Below are 23,914 nucleotides of genomic sequence, written 5' to 3' on the forward strand. Positions count from 1 at the left end.
CTTAATTAAAATCGTTTTACCAACCGGCAACATTATCCGCATCAAACGCATAAGCCGTTTGCAAAAGGTCGCGGGCCATCATCAAGTTTTCTAAATAGGCGCTTTTTGCGGCCTCAGCCGTAGTCGCATTATTAAACATCATGCCATTTTGCGTACCGTCTGCTAATACGGGAGCCGTGCCCATTAACTCAAGAATATTCTTGAGGTCTTCAATAGTAACCGCGACGTCTTGCGCTTCACCATTAACCATAACGGAACCCGTACGGAATGGAGAATATGGACTAAATTGCAGGCCCAATGCAAAGCCTTTCATTTCGCCCCAATGTTTTGCTAAGTCAATAAAATTTTGTCGATCAGCAAAATCATTGTTCATAAAGTTCGCCATGTCCCCTTGAACATCATTAATATAGTGAACAACGGTAGCGGCGATGCATTTTTCCCAGGTCTGAGCCGCGATGGCAAGTTGAACATCCAGTGCTTCAGACGCTTCCATAGACAAACTGCCAGGTGATGTTTCAGTGGCACCGGTAGCGGCATTTTGCAAAATCTCACGGCCTAGTAAGAAAGCATCAAACACTTCTTTGGTGAAATCCGTTGGGTTGGCGTTAGCCGCCGTACCTCTATCACGCTTGGCACAATTGGTGGAGTTACCAAAGTTAAACTCGCTGCGCACATCAATGGAGCCATCAGCCAAGAAGCTGTCTTCATACGAAGGTGAGCTGATGATGTCGTCGGTTAAATCATTGTAATTACGTGCGGCACCAAAGTAGCCAAACGCTTCATCAAAATCATGAGCGCCTTCGGTGTAGGTTTTACCAGATGCGAGGGTTAAATTTGCGTCTGAGCCGTAATCAATGCTCATGTAATCGGCGGTGCCTTGCGAAAAGGTCAAGGCACCTAATAAGAATTTTTGTACCAGTTGACGAAGGTCTAGACCTTCTTCGGTGACCGTGGCAACACCAATGTTGGCAGTTCCACCGGATATCGTAATTGAGTCTGTGGTGTCAGCCGCTTCATCACCCAACATGTCTAAATACAGATCCATTAGGTCAGCAGGAGTCGCAACAGAATCCCAACCAAAAAAACCGTCTCCCAAGATGTGATCTGCGCTGTCTATGCCAGCAAGTTTACTTCTCACAACCTTACCGGAAGACACATCCCCTGGCGCAATAGTCAGTGCAGGGACGCCATCGTCGCTACCGATAATATTTTGATTTTCACCAACATCGAATGTCGCGATATAGCTGCTATCACGAGCGTCACTGTCTTCAAAACCATAAAAGAAGTTTAAGTCCTTCACAACGCTTGCGGGAACATTAGACGCATCACGAGTTAGCGCATTCATCGCATCAACTAGATCACTCACAAGTATGTGACGTGCTGTTTGCCCAGTGTAAGAAACTGTACTAATACCGGCTTCGTTTTCGAAAATATAAGTCGTCGGTAACGGATCACAAGCATCACCCATGCCATCCACATCGCTGTCAGCTTGATCGGCATTGGCATTATTGGGGCAATTGTCAGTGCTATCGGCGACGCCGTCACTATCAGCATCGGCAGTGGTTGAACCACCGCCCGTTGAACCACTATCTGTAGGCGTTGAAGGGCTATCGCTAGAGCCACCCCCACCACCGCCTCCACCACAGGCAGTCAGTTGGGTAACAGAAAGAACGGCCAGTAAACATGCAAGCGCTCGTGTCGTCATAATTCGCTTTCCCACTTTTCTTGTTAATTTGGTTGCTAATGATAATGATTATCAGAATTTTTACAATGTTTCTTTAATGTACACCTTTTGCGAAGCCCCGGCATGCAGAAATACGTCCTCTAACACCCCTTCTTGACATAATTCAAATAAACCAAATCGAACAGGGAGGCAATTCAAGAGGCAAGACAAAAGCGGTAAGAAGGAAAAGAGGATAAAAGACAACTAAAAAATGGTAGTTTTATTTGATGTCACATCGCTGAAAAAAGCATCTGATAGTGTCTTCCGCTCTTATGATTTAATTGTTTTGTATGCTGTTATTTGATTGGTGTTTTACAAACATTTTCATTAAAAATAAACAGGTAGAGTATGAAACCCAAAAAGAAACAACTCATTCTTTTTACAGTAATCACAACATTATTACATGTTGTGATTTCTCAAAGTCATGCCGCACCAGATGACACCTTTGAACCTTTTACCACATGGAATGGAAAAAAAGTGTACCTTTCTCCGGCCCGCCACTCAGACGCAGGGTCACGAGGAGAGTGTAGCGGTACCAATGGTATGGGTTCGTTAAATGAGAATACAGCTGCCTATCGTTACGCCTATTATGCGGCGACAGGGAATTACGTTGGTAATGATATCTCCACAAGCCCTTACCGAAATCTTCGTAGCCGGGGGTATAAAATTCGTATTGGGCGCGGCACCATCAGTTCCGCCATTGCCAATTCAAACGCTTGGGGTGCGACGGTACACATTCCTATTCACAGTAATGCTCGCCCAGAAACTTGTGGTGACACTCGTGTTGAACGCCACGGGACTCATGTAATCTATCAATCTTACGGTGCAACAGGTGGCGAGGGGTTGTCTGGATTTATCAAAGAAACCGTTGGCGTTTCTAGCCCTGGAACCAATGATTTGATCTGCCACAACAGTAGTGACTGCACGGCATTTAATTGTTTGGGAGAGTTATGCCGAACCTCGGCAAAAGCTGCGTATTTAGAAAGAGAATTTCATACGTGGAATCGAGGTGCGAAATGGATTGAAACGGATCAATACCATGCTTGGCGCTTGGGTTGGGCTGTTGATCAATTCTTGGGTTACCCACGGTAATTTATTCACTATCGTTGACTTATGAAAAATAGTGAAGTGATGAAAAAATACGTTCCGTTCAGTGTGGTTGTGGGAGTTTGTATTATTGGCGTATCTATATACTCAGCCCTCTTTCAAGAGAGAGAATTGAAGCGCACCCCACAATTAATCTCACCTTTAGTGAAAGAAAAGACGAGTGTCTCGAATACAAAACCGATGAACAATCAAAAATCGGACGAAGTATTTTCTGCAAAAGAGCCTACACCAACTCCGGATGCGTCTCTTTCTAATCGAGAATCTAAACTTGCTGAGTACCCAGGCTTTGGGCACAACAGTGAGCAAGACGAAGAAACGTTTTCTGAAGAAGAATTGGCGCGAGAACATTTCGTCGCAGATTGTATGGCGCAAAGGGGCTTTGAGTATACGCCCTCCCCCTCTATTGTGGTGGATGATGCAACGGCACAAGATCCGGAAGCGTTTGAGCGGTTGTTGCAAGAAGCGGCAAGTGACCCTAATGAAAAATACCTTCAAGGTTTATCCCATACAGAACAAGAAGCCTATTATTTGGCGTTAGTGGGAATGAAAGACCCTAATGCGCAAGAAGCCATTGAGCATGAAGCAGCAAGCTTTAGTGACAGCTGTGTAAATCAGGCATTTTCAATCATTCCTAGCGTGTATGAAAAACGGAATGCCTTGCGTGAGGAAATCGATCAAATGGAGTTGGCCATCCTTCAAGATGATCGACTTTCTCTTGCTAACGACCAATGGACACGATGCATGAGTGATGCCCAGCTTTACTACTCATCACCCCAGGCATTGCTTGCAGCGGCTGACCAAGAAATGGCGCAGTTACTCAGCCAAAACGCCAGTGTTGAAGCGATTACGGCTTCCCGTCAAATCCACACAGCGGCATACGAAATGTCTCATCGCTGTTACCAGCAAGCCGACATAGCAGAGATTACTCGCGAAGTGAGAATTGAGTATGAAAACCGCTTCGTCGACGCTTACCAGAAACAACTGGATCATTAGGTCGAGACGCTAAGTTGCCTCAATGACCAGATGAATACATCAATCAAAGGAACACCTTTCAACCTGAATACATTATAGACCTTAGTGAATCGCAAGCCCTGGCAAATTACATATACAAATTACAAATAGATGCGTAAATTCAATTGAGCGGTACAAACCAGCTTGCCATTTCGTTGAAGTTCAATGTGAACATCATTGATTAAATCGAGGCTACGACGATTAATTAATACATCGTTTAACGACGTTCGAGCACGAATGGCAGAACCGGTTTTTACTGGACTTAGAAAACGCACTTTATCTACGCCACAGTTAACGACCATCCTGGCCTCTGGATAGTACTGTTCACCGTAAGCATCCAACTCACTTAATGTCGGCAATAAAGAAATTAATAAAAACCCATGGGCAACGGTACTTTGAAAAGGAGATTCTTTTTTTGCCCGCTCCGGGTCGGTGTGAATCCATTGGTGGTCACCGGTCACTTCAGCAAACTGGTTAATGCGGTCTTGATCAATCGTCAACCAATCACCAATGTGCGTTTCTGTTCCTTTAAACATCATCAAGCGGTTATACACCTCCACCACTTGTGGATTAATGGGCAATGGCTGAGGTTTGTCATCGGGCAGAATAAATCGAAAGCGCGACATTAAGCCACTTTGTAATGAATTAATGACCGTCTGATTAATGGTTGCTGAAATTTCTCGAAATTGCGGCTCAATTTTGCGGATAAACTCCACATTATTGAGTTGTATTTCTTGTCGCTTTTCCTTGAGCAATCTCACAATGTCCATGGCTCAGTCCCCTGCTGATCGGTTCATCAAACGTATCGTGCGACCATCGAGTCACACAAGTGTATCTTATGTCGGTTTTGTGACAGTTTTTTTTAATTGTATTCTTTCATCATCGCGATCACTCAGTAATTTTCTCCAAAAACGGAATACGTTCTCGCGCTAACCGTAGGCAATCTAACGGTAGACAATCTGTGTATAAAGAGCGTTAGGCGTTTTCAAATATTATTGCACCAACCAGTGATCAATCGACTTCTTCAATTCTTCTCTACGAATGGGCTTCGCAATAGTATCGTCCATACCTGAGGTTAAACACAGACGGTCTTGTTGATCACTCTTTTGAGTGGTCATCCCCAGCAATGGAATACGCCGCTGTGCGGCATCGTTGGCGGCATGGATTTTACCCGCCAAGTTAAAACTGTCTTCACATTCAGAACAGCCATTAAGGTGGCACGATAAGAAAATCAGATCATAATGGGTTGATTGCAGTCGTTTTAAACCGTCTGTGGCGCCGGCTGCAATATCCACACTGATGTTCATTTTCTCCAGCATTTTAGACACCACCAACTGATCAACCGAGTTATCGTCAATCAATAAAGCATGAGAACCAACATGCCCCACATTGGCAGCGTTATTTTTAAATTTATCTGCAATGGCGTTATACAGTTTATCTTGGGTTACAGGCTTTTGAATCATGGCTGTTAAAGGGTGTTGCTGCAAATGGTCATTAAGAATATCCGATTGCGCCTGAAGATGACTGACCACCAGGAATTGATAAATGTCTTGCTGGGTATCGGCATCCGTAATTTGCTCAGACACCGCGACTGCCGTAAGGCTGTCTTTACGTGAAAAGACGACAGCAATTTGTGCCGGCTGTGCCATTTCCTGACAATGCTGTATTACATCTTTCACGGATTCATTCGTCCCAACCAAGCGTGGCTTTAAACCCCACTGTTTGAGTACATCCACCAACTCTTCCTCGATTTTCGCCGGTGGATTGACCACTAAAGTGGTCTCACCATGAAACTTGCTTTCGTATTGCTTCACAAAAGACTGATTACTCACCGGCTCTAGCGGCACTCGAATCCAGAAAACAAAGTTATCCAGATCTTTAATGCCCATGCCCCCCCCCATTGCCACCGCCAAATGTTTGCTCATATTGAAAGAAAACGCATTATCGTGGGCCTGGGTTTCTTGGTCAGTGGGGCTTTGCTCTTCGTCATCATCTTGAATGTTGATGAGTAAGTTCGATTGGTTTTCGGAGGTGGTATCGAAATTAATATTAACCGTCAATTCAACACCCCGGCTCATTCCCAATGCTCGGTCGAGCAATGCGGTAATCAATTGCGCCAGGCGAATGGAATCCCCTCGCACCCGCGTGGGAATGGACGCCGAATAGTTCACGGCTAATTCTTTTCCCAGTACTTCGGCTTCCGGCTCTTTCTCATTAAAGAGGGTTTCTAACAGCTTCGGTAAATTGAACACCGTATTTTCGACCAGTAATTTATTGGCCTTTATCTTGGAGTAATCCATGACGCTGTTCATGACTTGTAACTGTCGATCACTGGCTTTTTCAGCGATATTGATCAAAGTGCGCTGACGAGAGGTCACATCATCACCATGGGAAATCACCGAAAGCGCGCCGACAATGTCATTAAGAGAGGCCCGGAACTCATCACTGAGTGAAACAAAAAAGGAGTGGCTTAAGTCAGCCGCCGCTTGAGAGTCGCGTTTTTCTATTTCAAGAATATTGGCTTTCTGGCGCAACGCATAGTTGGCTTCTAACCGCTCCCAGTAAGTACGACTGACTAAGTTGCCCTGGTTTCTTAACAGCAAAAACAACGCCAGCATGACAGTGCCGTACAAGTAGCCATCCAATGAAAAAAGTGAAAAGCTGGACAAGGCAACGGGGATTAGCCCAATAAATAAGTAAATATTAAGAAAGCGTTGGTACGGGGCGAACACATTACAAATGCTGGCGTAAAACACCACCGTATAAAGCCACAGAAAATTCGTCTCAGGTTGAAAACCCAGCACAATGGTTAACGATGAGAGGATCACTCCCCACCACATAGACCCGGCAAAAGCCGCACAGAAATGCATATTTCGCCAGCGCGCCGGTGCTTTGGGGTATAAGGTTTCAAACCGGAAGAGTAAATAACCCCGACCTATGGTGATCAAAAACAAAACCGACGTTAAGAAAATCGCAAGGTTGGTGGCCTTACCATAAAAGTCGCCCAGCACAAGTGTGAGTATAAAAACCGAGACCGACATAAGCAGCCCACGACGGCTGTACTTTGCGACACGCGCGTCGGTTTCGCGCATAATATTCCGGTTACGTTGAACTTTGGATACCGGTTCAAACAGTTGCAGCATAGGGCCGACAGTCTCTAGTTAAATCTCTACTTTGAGGCTTAGGTTCTTAGTTATCCGGGTGCTATAAACTCGACATTAGAAACGACATTCAGTTTGTAAAAATAAACAAAATCAATAACTTAACTATCAAAGCTAATAACAAACATTAATTTAAACAGTCAACTTCTACACCACTAGATTTCCAAATACTCTACCAATACCGTCTTGATGATAAAGCCCAGAAGTCCGAGCCCTAGGGCGGTAAATAAAATGATGGTGCCAAACTTTCCAGCATTGGACTTCTTGGCCAAATCCCACATGATGAACGTCATAAACGCGATTAATCCGCCAATACCAAGATATAAGGATATGGTTTCAAATTCTTCAATACTCATAAAACTTACTGACTCACAGAACAGGCATTTACAGTAAAAGTATATCACTCATTGCACTAGGACAAAGCCCCATTGAGCGTCTCTCTCTTGTGATAGCTTGATAAAAAGGCACAAAAAAAGCGCCATCGTTAGAGGGCGCTTTTATCAAGCTTATCGGCGGGAAGCGATAGCTTATACAGATTGCTCAAGCTCTGGCAGAGCTTCGAATAAATCAGCAACCAGACCGTAGTCTGCCACCTGGAAGATTGGTGCTTCTTCATCTTTATTGATGGCAACAATGGTCTTACTGTCTTTCATACCCGCTAAATGCTGAATCGCACCGGAAATACCCACAGCAACGTACAGGTTTGGCGCAACAATTTTACCGGTTTGGCCAACTTGCATGTCATTCGGGACAAAGCCTGCATCAACAGCGGCACGAGAGGCACCCACAGCCGCACCAAGCTTATCAGCCACTTTGTAAAGCAACTCAAAGTTGTCGCCATTTTGCATGCCACGACCACCAGAAATGACGATGTCGGCTGCAGTGAGTTCTGGACGATCAGACTCGGCTAACTCTTCGCCTACAAAGCTGGATTTGCCTTCATCGTGTGCCGCATCCAGGGTAACCACTTCGGCACTGCCCCCCTCTGCCGCAACAGGATCAAATGCGGTGGTCCGTACGGTAATGACTTTGATGGCATCGCTGCTCTCAACGGTCGCAATCACATTGCCTGCATAGATAGGACGCTTAAAGACGTTCTCAGATTCGACAGCAATGATATCGGAAATGGGTTGCACATCCAGCAATGCGCCTGCGCGAGGCATGACGTTTTTGCCCGTGGTAGTGGCCGGAGCCAAAATATAGCCGTACTCTTTACCCACTTCGGCAATCAGCTTAGCGGTATTCTCGGCCAATTGGTGCCCATAAGCAGCGTTATCTGCCACTTTTACTTTGGCAACGCCGGCAATGCTTGCTGCGGCTTGTGCAGCACCCTGGCAGTCACTGCCAGCAACCAGTACGTCAATATCACCACCCAATTTTTGCGCTGCGGCGATGGTGTTAAGCGTTGCGCCTTTAATTGAGCCGTTATCGTGTTCTGCAACAACTAGAATAGACATTAGATCACCTTCGCTTCGTTTTTCAGTTTCTCGACAAGCTCTGCTACGCTGCCCACTTTAACACCCGCTTCACGAGTCGCTGGTGGCTCAACCTTCAAAGTTTTGACACGGGGCTCTACCGCGACACCTAAGTCATCTGGGCTGATGGTCTCAAGTGGTTTTTTCTTCGCTTTCATGATGTTAGGCAAGGTTGCGTAGCGGGGTTCATTCAAGCGTAAATCGGTGGTAACAATGGCGGGCAAGCTTAAGCTGACCGTTTGCAAGCCCCCATCGATTTCACGGGTTACTGCAACTTTGCCGTCTGCAATGGCCACTTCTGAGGCAAAAGTCCCTTGCGGCATACCCGTCAATGCACCGAGCATTTGACCTGTCTGGTTGTTATCACCATCAATGGATTGCTTACCTAAGATCACCAATTCAGGATTCTCTTTTTCAACCAATTTTTGCAGGCATTTTGATACGGCCAAAGGTTGTAATTCCACGTCGGTTTCAACCAAGATGCCTCGATCAGCACCCAAAGCCATGGCCGTACGGATTTGTTCTTGAGATTGCTTGGTACCCATAGATACCACAACAATTTCGCTTGCAATGCCCTTTTCTTTCAATCGTACCGCTTCTTCAACGGCGATCTCACAGAATGGGTTGATGGCTTTCTTAGCGTTATCAATATCGACATCGCTTCCATCTGCTTTAGGACGAACTTTAACGTTGTAATCGACAACGCGTTTTACAGCTACGAGAATTTTCATGAATGGCTTTCCCTCTTGTAAGCTTGTTGAGCACTTCTACATCAAAAACTAATCACAGCGTAGTCGAGTGACTGTATTGATGAGCACATTCGAGCAATAAATTGCCAGAGGATGTTGTTAGTTTATATTGACCTGAGTCTAAAGGTTCATCTGGTAAAAACAAATCTTTCGCTGATCAAAATTGCTGCGATTCCGGGGGTTTGTAGATTTTGAGCCTTTTTTGGTAACTCAATCGACGAATTTGGTCAGTATTCAGCGCAACCCCTTGATTCTCTAGGATAAATCGTTTCTTCACTGGCGATTTATGACCGTCAATTTGATCCCTTTGGGTATTGGTGCAAATTCTTACTCATTTATATACTTTTAAACATGATTGTTTACGCATGACTATTGTCTGCGGTGCATTTTTACGCTCAAGTGCGTACACTGCATCGCCACAACATCACCACTACATAACGAATACTCTCATCCGTTTACGCAGGGTATTCATAATAATAGACCGTGTTTGAGTCCGATTTCCCAGGAGATTAACGTGGAAAGAGAATATATGGAGTACGACGTCGTTATCGTCGGTGCAGGCCCTGCTGGTTTGTCTGCTGCGATTCGTTTACGTCAAATTAACCCCGAAATCAGTGTTTGCGTGGTTGAGAAAGGCTCCGAAGTTGGTGCCCATATCTTATCGGGTGCAGTGTTTGAACCTACTGCGCTCAATGAACTCTTACCCGAATGGAAATCTCAAGGGGCTCCCCTTAACACGGAAGTTGCCGAAGATCATATTTATCTTTTGAAAAACGGTGAGAAAGGCTCTCGTATCCCCAACTTTCTTGCGCCGAAGACCATGCATAACCATGGCAATTACATTATCAGCCTAGGCAATTTATGCCGCTGGTTAGCCGAGCAAGCCGAAGGACTGGGCGTTGAGATTTTCCCAGGTTTCGCTGCCGCTGAAGTGCTGTATCACGACGATGGTAGTGTCAAAGGCATTGCCACCGGTGACATGGGCATTAGCCGAGAAGGCGAGCAAAAAGACAGCTACATGCCCGGTATGGAATTACACGCAAAATACACCCTATTCTGTGAAGGTTGTCGTGGCCATCTTGGAAAAGAACTCATCGCCAAATACAGTCTTGATGAAGGCAAAGACCCTCAGCATTACGGCATTGGTATTAAAGAAATTTGGAAAGTCAGCGATGAACAACACCAGCAAGGTTTAGTGGTACACAGCGCCGGCTGGCCACTGTCTGAATCCAGCAGCACCGGAGGCGGTTTTTTATACCACATCGAAGACAATCAAGTAGTTGTAGGGCTAATTACCGATTTAAGCTATACCAATCCACACGTCAGCCCATTTGATGAGTTCCAGCGTTATAAGCACCATCCGGTCATCAAGCAATACCTTGAAGGAGGCGAGCGAATTGCCTATGGCGCGAGAGCCATTGCCAAAGGTGGATTACAAAGCCAACCTAAAATGAGCTTCCCCGGTGGTTTACTACTTGGATGCGACGCGGGCACATTAAACTTCGCCAAAATCAAAGGCAGCCATACTGCCATGAAATCCGGCATGATCGGTGCGGAAGTGGTTGCTGAAGCCTTGAAAGCGGAACGTCAAAGCGATGATTTGGTCGAATACGCACAAGCTTATCAAGATTCATGGGCATACAAAGAGCTACATCAACAGCGCAACTTTGGCCCAGCTCAACACCGGTGGGGTAATTTAATTGGTTCGGCATACAGCTTTATTGATTTAAACCTTTTCAATGGCGCCCTACCTTGGACGTTATCCGATCCGATAGCTGATCATGATTGCTTAAAAACGGCCGACCGCTGTCAGCCGATTACTTATCCGAAACCCGATAACAAATTGAGTTTTGACAAGTTGTCTTCCGTGTTCTTGTCCAACACCAATCACGAAGAAGATCAGCCCATTCATTTGCAACTGAAAGATCCTTCTGTACCACTGGCCATCAACTTACCGAAATACAACGAACCTGCACAACGCTATTGCCCTGCAGGCGTGTATGAAGTGGTGACCAATGAAAGTGGTGAAAAGGCGTTTCAGATTAATGCGCAAAACTGCGTACATTGCAAAACGTGTGACATTAAAGACCCAACCCAAAATATACGTTGGGTTGCACCTGAAGGCACGGGTGGCCCGAACTACCCCAACATGTAATCATTATTCTCACACTATAAAAAAGCCGATGCAGACTGCATCGGCTTTTTACATTCTATCAGCTACCTAAAAATTCCATCTTTAAATTAGCTTATAAAATTGACTTCTTTTAAATTGACTGGAGGGATTCAGAGTTAACTTCTAAAGAGAAAAACATGCCTGCACTGACAATCCCGTAACGGCCTGCTTTATTTTGTATTGCCCTATCGCACAACTCGTAATAGACATTACGATTAAGCACGCCATTTAAATTATGCCTCACTCGTATTACCGGTAATGGAAAATCGTCCGTTCCCTCTACCCACAACGGATTTTGTTCCGAAATCGTTACCGCATAATTTTGCAGCCCTTCAACCGTAAATACATTCGGTTCATTTTCCACCAGTTTATTAAAATAAAATGGATGGCTTTCAACGGAAATTTGCCATTTTTCCACTGGCGTTATTAAATAATAATGATCACCTTCTCTTTTAAGAACTCGAGAAAATAATTGAATCAACTTCTCTCTTTCAATTTTATCTCCTTCGTGAATCCATTCGCCATTCGTTTTTATAACGAGATCCATAACGCCGCTGAGAGGTGGATTCCACAAGTGTACTGGCGGAAGCTCCTGCTCCCTTTTCTGCTGTATATGTAAGATATGCTGGGATAAATCATCCAGTTTCATAGCGTCTTCTCGAAAAAATTATCAATCAACACAATGCAAAAAAACAGACAGATCAAGACTTCTGCTTAAATGGGTGCAAGAGTTTCAGCGTAGGCTGCCATCGCCTCGTGAATGGCAGCACTTGAAGTATCCGGCTGAAATTGAGTGTTATTGGCTTTATGAAAAGAAATAATATCAATACTGTAGATATTTTTCGAAACCGGAGAAAATAAAGTCACTTTTATTGTGAAATCGTTGGGGGCCTTACCCTCTAACCACTGCGCATACATGCCCACACTTCCACCATAATCATTGGCCATCCCTGGGTTGACACGAGGATCTTCTTTTACAAACCGTGTTTTTACGGAAGCAAAGTGTTTTTCCATCGCTGATGTTAAGCATTCGGCCATCACTACAGTTAGGTCATCGTCAATATCGTTACTATCACTCTTTTTAGGCGCACTTTTTTTAGACGTACTTTTTTTAGACGTACTTTTTTTAGATAAGTCTTCCGCCATTGAAAAGACGATAGCAGTTGCCGTTGAGGGAAAGCGAAACGGTGATGAACGGGTTATTTCCGTACGATTAATAACACCGGCATCACCGCCAACCTCTTGGCTCAAAGAGGTTAAATCGGCAATGGAACAGGCTTCTAAAACGACTACAACGCCGATAAAAAAAAAGGAGAATACAGACTTAGGCTTTACCATTCGCCAGCTTCGTCTTCTTTATGGGTATACTCCGTAGCATTTGCTTGGCCAGTGCCATCTTCCTGCTCTTTAGGCTCATATTGAGTCATTTCATTTCCCATATGAATCCCCACCTCCTTAATGAATTTCATCAAGCCATCCATGTCCTCTATCACTTCTGAGAAAGATTGAGAATGAAAAAGCTCTACAGCTCCCTGCGTTAATGCCCAATAAGCGCAATAATAAAAATAAGGCGGCACCGGTTTTAACACCCCCTGTTCTATTCGCGCAGAAAAGACATTATTCAATGCCTCTTTGCTGGCATTTCTTAAGGCATGTAGTTCCGCAAGGCTCTCTGGCGATTGGCGAGATTTAATCAGTTTTTCTTCTAAGCGCTGAAAGAGTCGATCTTTTACGGGGTCAGCCATTCTTGATTCAAAATATGCCCGAGCAGGTGCGCGGTAATCGCCGTTTTTCGCCGCCTCTAAAGATTGAGTCAAGTTATCAGAAATACTGCGTTCATAATCAAACAATAAACGAAAATAAATTTCTGTCTTCGATGAAAAGTGTTTGTAAATAGTCCCTTTACCTATATCTACAACATTGGCAATTTGCTCGACGGTAACGACATCTTCACCGTGCTTGATGAGCAAATCCAGTGCAGTATCCAAAATGGCCTGCTCTCGTTCACGAAACTTTAAAACTTTTAATCGTGTTTTATCCATGCTTTGGTCTCACAAATATTCATCGAATTGAAGCAGATGTGACGCTTGATACGCTGATATCGTTGATATAAAAACCATACCAACTGCAGGCCACTCACTTCGACACGCTACTCACTATAGTGCTAAAGTGCCAATCATTCATCCCGTCAAGACATTAGAATTACTCGGTAGATTCGCTGACTGGCATTGGTCAAATAGGCTTATTTGCAATACTTTATTGATTCACCCTCTATGTTATTAAGGCTAGCGTGCTCTCGCATTAATTGCCCATCCAAAACACCGCTTAACTCATTTGTGTAAATGTGTAACGTATGTTTGCACTTTATTTGGGCACATTAAACCAGAGGCCAAACCTATTCAGCAAATTACTAGAGAAAATTATTACTATTACGAAATGATTTAAAAAATTGCGCTAGAGCTGTGGATGTTTTTGGCTCGTGATCAATACTTAAAAGGCAGCTGGCGCTTTTCATCCCCCAAGTGATTGGCGCCAGTGAGGTCTAACGACCTGATATTAAGGTGTAGTTCCTTAATGTTTCACTCCTAATGGTCTTCGCCCGACGCTCTCCCCCAAGTCGTCGGGCTTTTTTTGTTCGTCAACCTAATCTTTTCTGCCTAGGGATATAATCTGCTATAAAAAGACAAAAATCCTTTATCAGCCACAACCAATTATGCCTCAAAACTTGCTGAAGAATTCCCGCGCTATAATGATCCGTATTATGCGTAACATGAATCGATATTGCTACAACCCATACTTATTTTCATTATAAGCAGTGCTCTATTGCCCCCTTCATCTATTACAACCTTCAAGAAAAATATGAGCATCGAGAGTTCAAGGCATAAAAACGGAAAACACTTTATGTATCTGATATTTTCTGCTGTCGAATGGTTTGATACCAAACCGATGGGTGCTTAATTTCACCATCGTGTTCTCGGGTTTCTGGATAATCCAGATGGTTATCATGGCAGTATTGTGCAATAACCGGATGAGACCATTGAAACAGTCGCTTTTCATACAAGCCTTGATCAAGACGCCGTGACTCATAAAGCCCTGCTGTAACTCGCTGACGCTGCGCTTCCAATAAAATAATGGCGGCCGCCACTGAAACATTAAATGACTCCACCATACCGAACATAGGAATGGTCACTTTCACATCGGCTTGCTGTTCTGCACAATGGCTCACGCCACCTTTTTCACTGCCCAATAACAACGCAGTTGGCTTGGTATAGTCCACATCCACATAACTGCGTGCATCCGCATCAACGCTCGTGGTAACAATTTGAAAACCTTGCGATTTGAGGTTGTTAAGGGGCGTCATTACGTCCTCATGCGACTCCACATGGACCCATTTATGACTGCCGGATGCCGTACCTCGGTAACCGCGAAAACCTTTATCAGGCACAACAGAATGAATTGTATCAATACCCACGGCATCACAGGTGCGCACAATCGCGGATAAATTACGCCCTTTGTGCACTTCATCCGCAATCACCGTTAAATCCGGCTGGCGAGTATTTAATACTTCGCGTAAACGTTGATATCTCTCAGGTGTCATGATCTTCTTAATCGTATAAAAAAGAAAACGGCAAAAGCGCCATAGGCTTTTGCCGTTAGAAATAAACCTTGTCTTACTGGATTGCCACTATCAGACCATTACTAAACCGACGTTTCTAGACCGTTGTTCTAGACCTATGTTCTAGACCGATGCACAACAACATCAAAGTAAGACGCAGATTGGATGCTTAAAAAAATCGGTGCTGAGTCAGGCGTGATAACCAACGCGTTGCCATGCGATCCACAGAGGACTCTACTGCCCCACCAATTCGATCCATAATATTTTTATGCTCAACAAAATCCACCCGCAAAATTTTGGTTTCTTTCAGCTGTCGAGTAATGTATTCATCACTGGTACACAACTCATCCACAAGGCCATTATCTACGGCTTGACGCCCATACCACACCTCACCCGTTGCGACGGATGCAATATCGACGCTTGGCCTGTGTTCGGTGACGAAGGCTTTAAATAATTGATGAGTGTCTTCCAAATCCTCAACAAACTTTTGCCTACCTTTGTCGGTATTTTCACCAAATAACGTCAACGTGCGTTTGTATTCTCCTGCCGTCAGCATCTCGAAATCAATATCGTGCTTTTTCAGTAAGCGGTGAAAATTCGGCATCTGTGCGACCACACCAATAGAACCAATAATGGCAAAAGGTGCAGCGATGATTTTTTTCGCCACACAGGCCATCATATAACCACCACTGGCAGCCACTTTATCCACAGAAACGGTCAGGGGTATTCCGGCATTGGTAATACGATCCAATTGGCTGGATGCGAGGCCATAACTATGGACCATACCGCCGCCGCTTTCTAAACGCACCAATACCTCATCATCTGCACTGGCGGCATGTAAAACCGCAGAGACACAATGCTTAAGCGGCTCAACCGCACTGGCTTTCATGTCTCCATCAAAATCAATCACAAATAAGCGTTTCTCTGGGGGTGGCGCCTCCCCCTCTTTTTCTAATTTTTTTCGCTTTTTTTCTGCTTCTTTTTCGTCTTTTTGCTGTTGTTTTTTCTGAGACTTATACTCTTCTTCACTTAACAAATTTTGCTCAACACGCTCAAACATGTCATCGTAAAATTCGTTCATATTTTGTATTTTAATTTCACCTTTCGCAGAAGACTTACCGCGATGACTCAATGACGCAATCAACCCTACAATTACCGCCAGAGCTACAACAAAGGTGATCGTTTTCGCCAAAAAGAGGCCGTACTCCATTAAAAATTCCAATATCTACTCCAAATTACAGTTAGTCAGTCGTCTATATGAATTAAAGTTGGATTTCTTTTGTTCACAATGCGCAGCTTTAAAGCAAAGCTTCTCTTTCCAAAAAGGAGGCTTTAGACGCAAACAAGCGATACGAAATAAAAGCCAATTAGTGAACAATGAACAGTTAAAAATGTTTCAAAAAATAGAGTTAAAGAAGGCACCGATCATTCCCAAAGGCTAACCGCTCGATCAGCAGCATCATTAAATGGTCTTGCAATTAAACCGCTATGACCCAGTGTAACTTCATACAACGCACCGTCGGCCATGGGCAGATATGCGGCACTTCCATAGGTAGCATCAATACCCACATCCGACATGTTCAACTTACGCAACCATTCCCACAAATCAATTCGGTAAGGCTGCTCATAAATACCATGAACCGTACGCTCAGCATTGCGCTCCTTCTCCAATGAGTAATAACGCCCACCAATCCGTTCGAGCCGATAGGCAGGCTTGACTCCCATTGCCGCCATAGCGTTTGGCCATTTGATCACTCGTGCGTCTAATTGCCATTGATCTCCTAACAAGCGGAATCGTTTTTCTTCCCCTTCTGTTGTCATTAAAACAACATCGTACTCTTGATTATTAACCCGGCGAAACTCCAGTGTAGCGACGGATTTCTCTGCAATCACCTGCTGGTAACTGAATAAATCCATCGCCACAAGGGCCACAATCGCGGCACACGTAATCAACGCTAATGCAAAAGTGCCTTTAATCCAGCCTAAAATCCAATCACCTTTTAGTAATAACTTAGCTGCAAAAAATCCAATCACAGCTCCAATGGCAATAAAAACCGCGCCTGTTGCCTCGTAGAACATATCAGTGTCTCAGTGTTGTCATGGTTTACTGCCTATTTACAGAAGCCCAATAAAGACATCATCGTTAGAACCGTCGCTGTTAAAATCGTATTTGTTAAAACCGTCGTTATTGAAACTCAGGTGTCACCCGCTCAAAAATAAAGACTTGGCGATAGGCTAAGGCGGGTTACGCGTCGGGTCAATTGATATGAGGGCGATTATCCTTCTCACAAGAGGCTCTTTGAAAACAATAAAAACGGCTTTCCTTAATTAGGGCGAGATACCTAATGCGATTAAACTTTCTTCGGCAATTTGAAGAATATTATCATCCGCCTCACGATCCGCTTTGACGGCATCAATGTAATATTCAAGACTGATAATGGTATCGGCAAAAGTTTCCAGTAATTGTTGCAACACAGCAGGATGGTCATCCGTCATCAATACGTCTTGCACAAAGCGTTCACAGGCAACAATCACTTTTGCACCTCGATGAAGATGCAAGACCGTCATGCCACCACGAATGGTTTGCAAGATAGTAGAAACATTCTTGATATGGCCAATATCGTAGTTAGATTCTACGAATGAACTCAAAGCACGCTTGATCAGTGCCAGGCCCGATTCAGCCTCTTTCAATACGATGTTTTCTGCCTCCATTAACTGAGTATCGGCAATGTCTTGCACAGCGGTTTGACCTGCCTGAGTGGGCTGTATAAAGCTGCCACTGGTTTCAAATCGGCTAATGGCGCTTTCAACATGCAAGAGCGTATCGGCAACGGCGGTTAATGCCTTGGTGTCCATCGACTCGATGGCCTTTCCATCCCAGGATTGAATCACTTTCATTTGTGACTTCAAGTCTTGACTGTGTTGCGTTAGGCCAATCACCGCTAAGATTTCAGCAATTTTACCGAGCGCCGAGAGTAATTCACCAAACTCGGAAGCCCCGGCCTGAGCTGAGGTTTCTAGCATGTCTTTTGACGTGTTCAGCTCTTCTTTCAACACCGCCATCACCGATTGAACGGTTTGGGCACTAGGGCCTTTTAAGGCCTCCATTTGGGTATGGAGCTCCTCCTCCGTTAACGGCATTTTCTCAACACCGAACTTACTGAGGAAATCCGCTTTCGGTGCATTAATGTCTCCCGACATTGCTACCCAAAACACGAATTCAGTGACCAAATCCTCCGGTGGCTTCGTTTCGAGGGCCGGCATACCTTCTTGCTGAATTTTACGTAAATAGCGATCAATGGCACTGAGCGCCAATTTACGCGATTTATGAATTTCAGCGTTACTTTCAATAAGACTCTGAAGTCCTTCAGCCCCTGTTTGCCATAGCAGGGTTAACGGATATTCACCACTGATTGTTGTAATACGCTCTAAAGCACGCTTCATCATTGCGAGAGCGGATTTCGGTGGTTTTCCTTGGAGTACCGCCAACAACCCTACCTGATACATGTGTCTTAAACGACGTGCCACAGGACTGAAGTCTTCACCTAATAAAGTACTGGTATTACTGACTGGCAAACAACGAGGAATTTGTTGAACAGAAAAATAGTGGCTTTCTTTTAAGTGGGGGCGATTTAACAGGGCGCGAATTTCATTAATGGGTGGAATTAAAAGCTCTGGAAGGTCAACTTTTGTGGTTTCCAAATATTCTAAATATCGTGGAAGTACAAAAAAAGAGGTGGTCAACACGCTCAGAGCCTCTTCAGACACACCGTCTGCGCCTGGAGTTAACTCTTTGCCTAAGGCCAAAATATGATCTGAAAACTCATAAGGACCTTGCAGCTGTATGAGTTTTAACGTGCCCGTAATTTGAGTTAATCCGTCGACACACGACTGTAGTGCTTCGGCATTACTGTTATCGCCGATGAATTGCTCAAGCCCCTTGGCGGAATCTTCAATAGTGGCGACGAGCTCATCTCGAACTAATGCAAGAGAGCTAATAGTGGTTTTCTGCATAGACTCAACAACGAAATCTGTTTGTGGTTTAACGTAATCTGGTTTTACCTATAGCTATCAATGTACAGTGAGAGCAAAGCTCTTACATAAGCCAATCGCGACCAGTTAAAGTTCTATTGGCTTCTATTATCAAGACTATGGTGACACATCACTTTCTGCAAGTGAGGGTATAGACAGCTCCTAATAGATGCGCATTAGATAGCAATTCAAGACTATTCTATTTTTAAAGGTTGATACTTTTAGGCCGATACTCTTAAAAAGCAATATCATGGCTTTTTGTGCCAAATCTCCCTACCAAGCTCATACTGCCAGATTTACCCCCTATAATGTAGCCATTACTTTAAAGTGTTACTAGATCTAATTGAAATAGTTGAAGTTTTTCGCAATGATTGACTCTGCATTCATGACGGTGTGCTACTGGGACGATCACAACACGATAACACTCTCTTTATTTGAGTGTGATTCATACAAAACACCGTCCTACAACCACTGCAACATAGGATAGAAGTATGGATATGACGCTTTCTCGCGCTTTGGGAAAGAACTTTCTCGGCCAGGCGCCTACCTGGTACAAACAAACCATCATTGCCTTTTTAGCCATCAACCCTATTTTACTGCTGTTAGGCGGTGAATCTGGCCCCTTTATCACAGGCTGGATACTCATCGCAGAATTTATTTTTACTTTGGCCATGGCACTTAAGTGCTACCCTCTTCAACCAGGCGGCCTACTGGCCATCGAAGCCGTGATTCTGGGAATGACCTCTCCGGAAAGTGTTTATCACGAAATCGACGCCAACCTCGAAGTGATTCTGTTATTGATGTTTATGGTGGCAGGGATCTACTTTATGAAGAACCTGCTACTGTTTACGTTTACGAAGATCTTGCTGGGTATTCGTTCAAAAGTTGTTCTTAGTACGCTCTTTTGTTTCGTTGCAGCGGTATTGTCGGCGTTCTTAGATGCACTCACCGTCACCGCCGTATTGATCAGCGTTATTGTTGGCTTTTACTCGGTTTACCATAAGGTCGCCTCCGGTAAGCAGATTCATCATGACAGTAGCCACGATCATGGCGATGACAGCACAGTCATTGAATACCATCGTGAAGATTTAGAAAGTTTCCGCGCTTTCTTGCGCAGTTTAATTATGCACGGTGCTATTGGCACCGCATTGGGTGGTGTGTGTACTCTAGTGGGTGAGCCACAAAATCTTCTGATTGCTGAGCGTGCCGGCTGGGAATTTCTCACCTTTGTCGAAAAGATGGCGCCTGTCACCATGCCAGCCTTAGCCGTAGGCCTCATCACCTGTGTTGTCCTAGAGTTAACTGGGTGGTTCGGCTATGGGGCAAAGCTGTCCAAACCCGTCAGAATGGTTTTAGAAGAATTCGACTCTCACGAACGCAGTAAACGCTCCAAGAGAGATGTCGCTCAGTTAATTGTTCAAGGCATCATCGCCTTACTGTTGGTCGTGGCGCTTGCAACCCACGTTGCCGAAGTGGGCTTGATAGGCTTAAGTATTATTGTGCTATTAACCGCATTTAACGGCATTATTGAAGAGCATCAAATTGGTCATGCGTTTGAAGAAGCGCTTCCATTTACGGCGCTTTTGGTCGTATTTTTTGCCGTTGTTGCGGTCATTCATGAGCAACATTTATTTAGCCCAATTACCCATGCGGTACTCTCATTAGAGATATCAGCTCAAGCACCTATGTTGTTTCTCGCCAATGGCATCTTATCGATGATCAGTGACAATGTGTTTGTCGCAACTGTTTACATTAACGAAGTGGCAGACGCTTTGGCCCAAGGCCAAATTTCGCGAGAACATTTCGAAAAATTAGCCATTGCCATTAACACAGGGACTAACCTTCCGAGCGTTGCCACCCCGAACGGTCAGGCTGCATTTTTATTTTTACTCACCAGTGCGCTAGCGCCTCTCATTCGCTTATCTTACGGGCGAATGGTGCTGATGGCGTTGCCTTACACCATCGTTTTGTTAATTGTCGGGTTAACCGGGGTAACTTACTTCATTTAACCTACCCACACACCTCACCAATAAAAAACCCTCTTCGTTGAAGAGGGTTTTTTAGTTACAGCTGCATAAGCTACAGCTACATCAATTTACCACGTCAATTAACGATACATCCGTTTAACACGGTTAAGACCATTTAATGCCGCTTGGCGATAGGCTTCTGCCATGGTGGGATAGTTGAACGTAGTGGTGGCAAAATAATGAATGTCATTGGCCTCGCCAGTTTGTTTCAGAATGGCTTGACCAATATGCACAATCTCAGAGGCTTCAGCTCCAAAGCAATGAATCCCCAAAATTTCATTGGTATCAACGTGGAAAAGTAATTTTAACATACCCACATCTTCACCCGAAATTTGTCCACGAGCCGTATGCTTAAAGAAAGCCCGACCCACTTCATAAGGAATTTTCGCAGCCGTTAATTCGCGCTCTGTTTGCCCGATTGAACTAATCTCTGGCAGTGTGTAAATACCCGTTGGGGCATCGGCCTCATACCGCTCTGGCATCCCCAACACAGCCTTGGCAGCAGCCCTACCCTGGTCGAAAGACGCACTGGCCAAGCTCGGCCAACCAATCACATCACCAGCCGCAAAGATATTTTCATTAGCGGTTTGATAATGCTCATTCACCTCAATTTGGCCACGATGATTAGCGCCCAACCCTACTGCCTCCAGGTTTAACGATTCCGTATTACCAGAGCGACCATTACACCACAACAGTGCATCCGCACGCAGACGTTTGCCGGATTTCAAATGCAAAGTGACACCACTGGCGTCCGCTTTTACCTCACTGTACTCTTCGTTATGGCGAACCATCACACCGGTATCGCGTAAGTGGTAGCTTAAGGCATCGGAAATTTCGTCGTCTAAAAATGATAACAAACGATCGCGACTGTTAATCAAATCCACTTTCACACCAAGACCTGCGAATATTGAAGCGTACTCGCAACCAATCACACCAGCGCCATAAATCACCAAGGTATTGGGCGTGTGAGACATTTCCAAAATGGTATCGCTGTCGTACACCCTTGGGTGGTTAAAATCGACATCGGCAGGGCGATACGGCCTAGAACCAGTGGTAATGATAAATTTTTCGGCGGTGATGGTTTCGGTGCCGCCGTCCTGATTGGCCACCTTAACGGTGTGCTCATCCTCAAAGCGCGCCAAACCAATATGCACATGAATGCGATTGCGAGAGTAATGGTTGGTGTGCATCTCCACTTGCTTAGGAATCACCTCAGAAGCCGATGCCAAGACTTGAGGAAAGCTGAGTTTCCGCACTTCACCCAATTGGCGAAAGAGCGAATTGTTATTGAAACGAATAATTTGTTTAACGGCGTGCCGGAGCGCTTTAGAAGGGATTGTGCCCTTATGAGCACAATTGCCGCCAACCATTGCACGACTTTCGACAATACCCACTTGTTTTCCATTTTTTGCAGCTGATATGGCCGCAGATTCACCTGCCGGTCCTGAACCAATGACCAGCACATCGTATTTAAATAACTCACCCATTAACCCAATATTCCTTCCCAAAATGAACGTAAAGTATAGTCTTGAACTGAGACCCTGAAGTGTAAACCGCAATCGCTAACCTGATTCGTCAAACGCTTAAAGCACTCGTTCTTATTTTGATTGTGAGGCGTCGTAGGCGAGCGCCTCTGGAGCTGTCGAGTGAGCACTCTGTACACGATCTTTTGTATTACCTTGCAACTTTTGTTCTTCGCATTTTTGTTCATCGCCACCGCACAGTTCGCACACATAATCGTCTTCACCAAGCGCCTTTCCAACGCCGCCACACGAACCCGCTAAAGGCTTACGACCCATAATGACACCAATGGCCATACCGCCAATGAGCAAGGCCAATACAATAAATGCAATCAAAAATGTCATGATTTACTCCTTACATAAAAATTACTTGGCACTCAGCTACCCGTTTTTAAAGGGTCAATCGATATAGGCAGAAAATGCGGACGATTGACTCTCTGCAAATTGCCCCTCCCCTTCACGGGTAAGAAAAAAGCACGCCAATTGATGCTGCTCACATACTTGCATCGCCTCTTGCTCGCCCATAACACTGAATGCCGTCGCGATGGCGTCAACAAAACCTGCTCGAGATTCTATCACAGTCACGGATGCCAAATTATGAGTAATTGGTCTACCCGTCCTGGGGTCTAAAGTATGAGAGTAACGCACTCCGTCTTTCATAAAAAAATTGCGGTAATCACCGGAGGTAGCAATCGCAGCGTTTTCAACATTAACCGCTCGCTGCACTCCCCCTTGAAACACATTGGGGGATTCAATACCCAGTCGCCAAGGTTGGTGTCGCTTATTGCGACCTTTTGTACGAATCTCGCCCCCTATTTCAACCAAATGATTTTGATAGCCATCACGGGTAAGAAGATCACTGATTTCATCGACGGAAAAACCTTTGGCAATTGCCGAAAGATCCACAAATACATCTTTGGTTCGACGAGCCGCACGGGGATTCTCACGTAATTCAACATGCTCAAAACCCATCTCCGCCAGTGCGGAAAGAATGGCCGACTCTTCAGGAAAGGCATTACGCTTTTGAGGGCCAAACCCCCATAAATTCACCAATGGACCAATCGTGGTATCAAAAGCCCCATGGGTCACTTCATAAACAGATTGACTCAAGGTTAAAACACCGTAGAGCTCCTCACTGACAGGTTGCCATTCATTCACCGGTGAACGGTTAAAACGCATTAATTCTGAATCAGGGATATAGGTCGAGTAGGTTGAGTTTAAAAACGCTAATCGATCTATGATGTCTTTCTCTAATTTATCCAATGCAGCATCTGTATAAAGTCCAACCACCGTCACATTAAAATGCGTCCCCATGATTGG

General features: G+C 44.7%; 20 protein-coding genes. 4 read left to right on the forward strand and 16 right to left on the reverse strand.

The window, feature by feature from the left end; translation table 11 throughout:
• Positions 1-16: 16 nt before the first annotated feature.
• On the reverse strand, positions 17-1,705 hold the full coding sequence (locus LU351_RS10610) for a DUF4856 domain-containing protein (RefSeq protein WP_232594051.1): 1,689 nt from the start codon (positions 1,703-1,705) through the stop codon (positions 17-19).
• Positions 1,706-2,071: 366 nt separating this feature from the next.
• On the opposite strand from LU351_RS10610, the gene LU351_RS10615 reads away from it, so the two are divergent.
• Positions 2,072-2,815 (forward strand): hypothetical protein, encoded by a 744-nt coding sequence (locus tag LU351_RS10615; RefSeq protein ID WP_232594052.1) that lies wholly within the window; start codon positions 2,072-2,074, stop codon positions 2,813-2,815.
• A gap of 126 nt (positions 2,816-2,941) precedes the next feature.
• Positions 2,942-3,823, forward strand: coding sequence for a hypothetical protein (locus LU351_RS10620; RefSeq protein ID WP_232594053.1), 882 nt, complete (start codon positions 2,942-2,944; stop codon positions 3,821-3,823).
• Between the two features lie 119 nt (positions 3,824-3,942).
• On the opposite strand, the gene LU351_RS10625 is transcribed toward LU351_RS10620, so the two are convergent.
• The 5 genes from LU351_RS10625 to LU351_RS10645 form a co-directional block, all read right to left on the reverse strand.
• Positions 3,943-4,611, reverse strand: a complete 669-nt coding sequence (locus LU351_RS10625) for a MaoC family dehydratase (RefSeq protein WP_232594054.1) — start codon at positions 4,609-4,611, stop codon at positions 3,943-3,945.
• 222 nt (positions 4,612-4,833) lie between these two features.
• Positions 4,834-6,984: a response regulator gene (locus LU351_RS10630; protein ID WP_232594055.1), complete on the reverse strand. Its 2,151-nt coding sequence runs from the start codon at positions 6,982-6,984 to the stop codon at positions 4,834-4,836.
• A 173-nt stretch (positions 6,985-7,157) separates the two neighbouring features.
• Entirely contained in the window at positions 7,158-7,358 is a 201-nt protein-coding gene (locus tag LU351_RS10635; protein ID WP_232594056.1) for a DUF2788 domain-containing protein, read from the reverse strand.
• A gap of 171 nt (positions 7,359-7,529) precedes the next feature.
• Positions 7,530-8,459, reverse strand: coding sequence for an electron transfer flavoprotein subunit alpha/FixB family protein (locus LU351_RS10640; RefSeq protein ID WP_232594057.1), 930 nt, complete (start codon positions 8,457-8,459; stop codon positions 7,530-7,532).
• On the reverse strand, positions 8,459-9,208 hold the full coding sequence (locus tag LU351_RS10645; protein WP_232594058.1) for an electron transfer flavoprotein subunit beta/FixA family protein: 750 nt from the start codon (positions 9,206-9,208) through the stop codon (positions 8,459-8,461). Before LU351_RS10645 ends, LU351_RS10640 begins: the two co-directional genes overlap by 1 nt.
• 547 nt (positions 9,209-9,755) lie before the next feature.
• On the opposite strand from LU351_RS10645, the gene LU351_RS10650 reads away from it, so the two are divergent.
• Complete coding sequence (locus tag LU351_RS10650; protein ID WP_269783431.1) at positions 9,756-11,381, forward strand: electron transfer flavoprotein-ubiquinone oxidoreductase; 1,626 nt, start codon at positions 9,756-9,758, stop codon at positions 11,379-11,381.
• 109 nt (positions 11,382-11,490) lie between these two features.
• Here LU351_RS10650 and LU351_RS10655 read toward each other — a convergent pair whose 3' ends face one another.
• The 7 genes from LU351_RS10655 to LU351_RS10685 form a co-directional block, all read right to left on the reverse strand.
• Positions 11,491-12,048: a DUF1285 domain-containing protein gene (locus LU351_RS10655; protein ID WP_232594060.1), complete on the reverse strand. Its 558-nt coding sequence runs from the start codon at positions 12,046-12,048 to the stop codon at positions 11,491-11,493.
• A 65-nt stretch (positions 12,049-12,113) separates the two neighbouring features.
• A complete protein-coding gene (locus LU351_RS10660; RefSeq protein ID WP_232594061.1) occupies positions 12,114-12,737 on the reverse strand; it encodes a hypothetical protein in 624 nt (207 codons plus the stop codon).
• The gene (locus LU351_RS10665) at positions 12,731-13,441 is read right to left on the reverse strand and encodes a TetR/AcrR family transcriptional regulator (RefSeq protein ID WP_232594062.1); all 711 of its coding nucleotides are present in this window, start codon (positions 13,439-13,441) and stop codon (positions 12,731-12,733) included. Before LU351_RS10665 ends, LU351_RS10660 begins: the two co-directional genes overlap by 7 nt.
• Positions 13,442-14,298: 857 nt before the next feature.
• Positions 14,299-14,997, reverse strand: a complete 699-nt coding sequence (gene trmH / locus LU351_RS10670) for a tRNA (guanosine(18)-2'-O)-methyltransferase TrmH (protein ID WP_232594063.1) — start codon at positions 14,995-14,997, stop codon at positions 14,299-14,301.
• Between the two features lie 187 nt (positions 14,998-15,184).
• Entirely contained in the window at positions 15,185-16,237 is a 1,053-nt protein-coding gene (sohB, locus tag LU351_RS10675; RefSeq protein ID WP_232594064.1) for a protease SohB, read from the reverse strand.
• A 203-nt stretch (positions 16,238-16,440) separates the two neighbouring features.
• Positions 16,441-17,094 (reverse strand): cation/multidrug efflux pump, encoded by a 654-nt coding sequence (locus LU351_RS10680; protein ID WP_232594065.1) that lies wholly within the window; start codon positions 17,092-17,094, stop codon positions 16,441-16,443.
• A 249-nt stretch (positions 17,095-17,343) separates the two neighbouring features.
• A complete protein-coding gene (locus tag LU351_RS10685; RefSeq protein WP_232594066.1) occupies positions 17,344-19,029 on the reverse strand; it encodes a pilus assembly protein in 1,686 nt (561 codons plus the stop codon).
• Between the two features lie 509 nt (positions 19,030-19,538).
• Here LU351_RS10685 and nhaB point away from each other — a divergent pair.
• Complete coding sequence (nhaB, locus tag LU351_RS10690; protein ID WP_232594067.1) at positions 19,539-21,056, forward strand: sodium/proton antiporter NhaB; 1,518 nt, start codon at positions 19,539-19,541, stop codon at positions 21,054-21,056.
• A gap of 98 nt (positions 21,057-21,154) precedes the next feature.
• Here nhaB and sthA read toward each other — a convergent pair whose 3' ends face one another.
• From sthA to LU351_RS10705, 3 genes are all read right to left on the reverse strand, one after another.
• On the reverse strand, positions 21,155-22,561 hold the full coding sequence (gene sthA, locus LU351_RS10695; protein WP_232594068.1) for a Si-specific NAD(P)(+) transhydrogenase: 1,407 nt from the start codon (positions 22,559-22,561) through the stop codon (positions 21,155-21,157).
• A gap of 111 nt (positions 22,562-22,672) precedes the next feature.
• Positions 22,673-22,939, reverse strand: coding sequence for a (Na+)-NQR maturation NqrM (gene nqrM / locus LU351_RS10700; protein WP_232594069.1), 267 nt, complete (start codon positions 22,937-22,939; stop codon positions 22,673-22,675).
• A gap of 54 nt (positions 22,940-22,993) precedes the next feature.
• Positions 22,994-23,908: an FAD:protein FMN transferase gene (locus tag LU351_RS10705; protein WP_232594070.1), complete on the reverse strand. Its 915-nt coding sequence runs from the start codon at positions 23,906-23,908 to the stop codon at positions 22,994-22,996.
• Between the last annotated feature and the right edge of the window lie 6 nt (positions 23,909-23,914).

The organism is Marinibactrum halimedae, assembly GCF_021234875.1.
GTDB lineage: Bacteria > Pseudomonadota > Gammaproteobacteria > Pseudomonadales > Cellvibrionaceae > Marinibactrum > Marinibactrum halimedae.

Bases quoted from the DNA above. Each gene is read 5' to 3' on its own strand.
- LU351_RS10655 (WP_232594060.1), bottom strand. From the start codon at position 12,048: ATGAAACTGGATGATTTATCCCAGCATATCTTACATATACAGCAGAAA.
- LU351_RS10705 (WP_232594070.1), bottom strand. From the start codon at position 23,908: ATGGGGACGCATTTTAATGTGACGGTGGTTGGACTTTATACAGATGCT.
- LU351_RS10680 (WP_232594065.1), bottom strand. From the start codon at position 17,094: ATGTTCTACGAGGCAACAGGCGCGGTTTTTATTGCCATTGGAGCTGTG.
- LU351_RS10630 (WP_232594055.1), bottom strand. From the start codon at position 6,984: ATGCTGCAACTGTTTGAACCGGTATCCAAAGTTCAACGTAACCGGAAT.
- LU351_RS10625 (WP_232594054.1), bottom strand. From the start codon at position 4,611: ATGGACATTGTGAGATTGCTCAAGGAAAAGCGACAAGAAATACAACTC.
- LU351_RS10615 (WP_232594052.1), top strand. From the start codon at position 2,072: ATGAAACCCAAAAAGAAACAACTCATTCTTTTTACAGTAATCACAACA.
- LU351_RS10665 (WP_232594062.1), bottom strand. From the start codon at position 13,441: ATGGATAAAACACGATTAAAAGTTTTAAAGTTTCGTGAACGAGAGCAG.
- trmH (WP_232594063.1), bottom strand. From the start codon at position 14,997: ATGACACCTGAGAGATATCAACGTTTACGCGAAGTATTAAATACTCGC.
- sthA (WP_232594068.1), bottom strand. From the start codon at position 22,561: ATGGGTGAGTTATTTAAATACGATGTGCTGGTCATTGGTTCAGGACCG.
- LU351_RS10635 (WP_232594056.1), bottom strand. From the start codon at position 7,358: ATGAGTATTGAAGAATTTGAAACCATATCCTTATATCTTGGTATTGGC.
- nhaB (WP_232594067.1), top strand. From the start codon at position 19,539: ATGGATATGACGCTTTCTCGCGCTTTGGGAAAGAACTTTCTCGGCCAG.
- LU351_RS10650 (WP_269783431.1), top strand. From the start codon at position 9,756: ATGGAGTACGACGTCGTTATCGTCGGTGCAGGCCCTGCTGGTTTGTCT.
- LU351_RS10610 (WP_232594051.1), bottom strand. From the start codon at position 1,705: ATGACGACACGAGCGCTTGCATGTTTACTGGCCGTTCTTTCTGTTACC.
- LU351_RS10645 (WP_232594058.1), bottom strand. From the start codon at position 9,208: ATGAAAATTCTCGTAGCTGTAAAACGCGTTGTCGATTACAACGTTAAA.
- LU351_RS10685 (WP_232594066.1), bottom strand. From the start codon at position 19,029: ATGCAGAAAACCACTATTAGCTCTCTTGCATTAGTTCGAGATGAGCTC.
- nqrM (WP_232594069.1), bottom strand. From the start codon at position 22,939: ATGACATTTTTGATTGCATTTATTGTATTGGCCTTGCTCATTGGCGGT.
- LU351_RS10660 (WP_232594061.1), bottom strand. From the start codon at position 12,737: ATGGTAAAGCCTAAGTCTGTATTCTCCTTTTTTTTTATCGGCGTTGTA.
- LU351_RS10640 (WP_232594057.1), bottom strand. From the start codon at position 8,459: ATGTCTATTCTAGTTGTTGCAGAACACGATAACGGCTCAATTAAAGGC.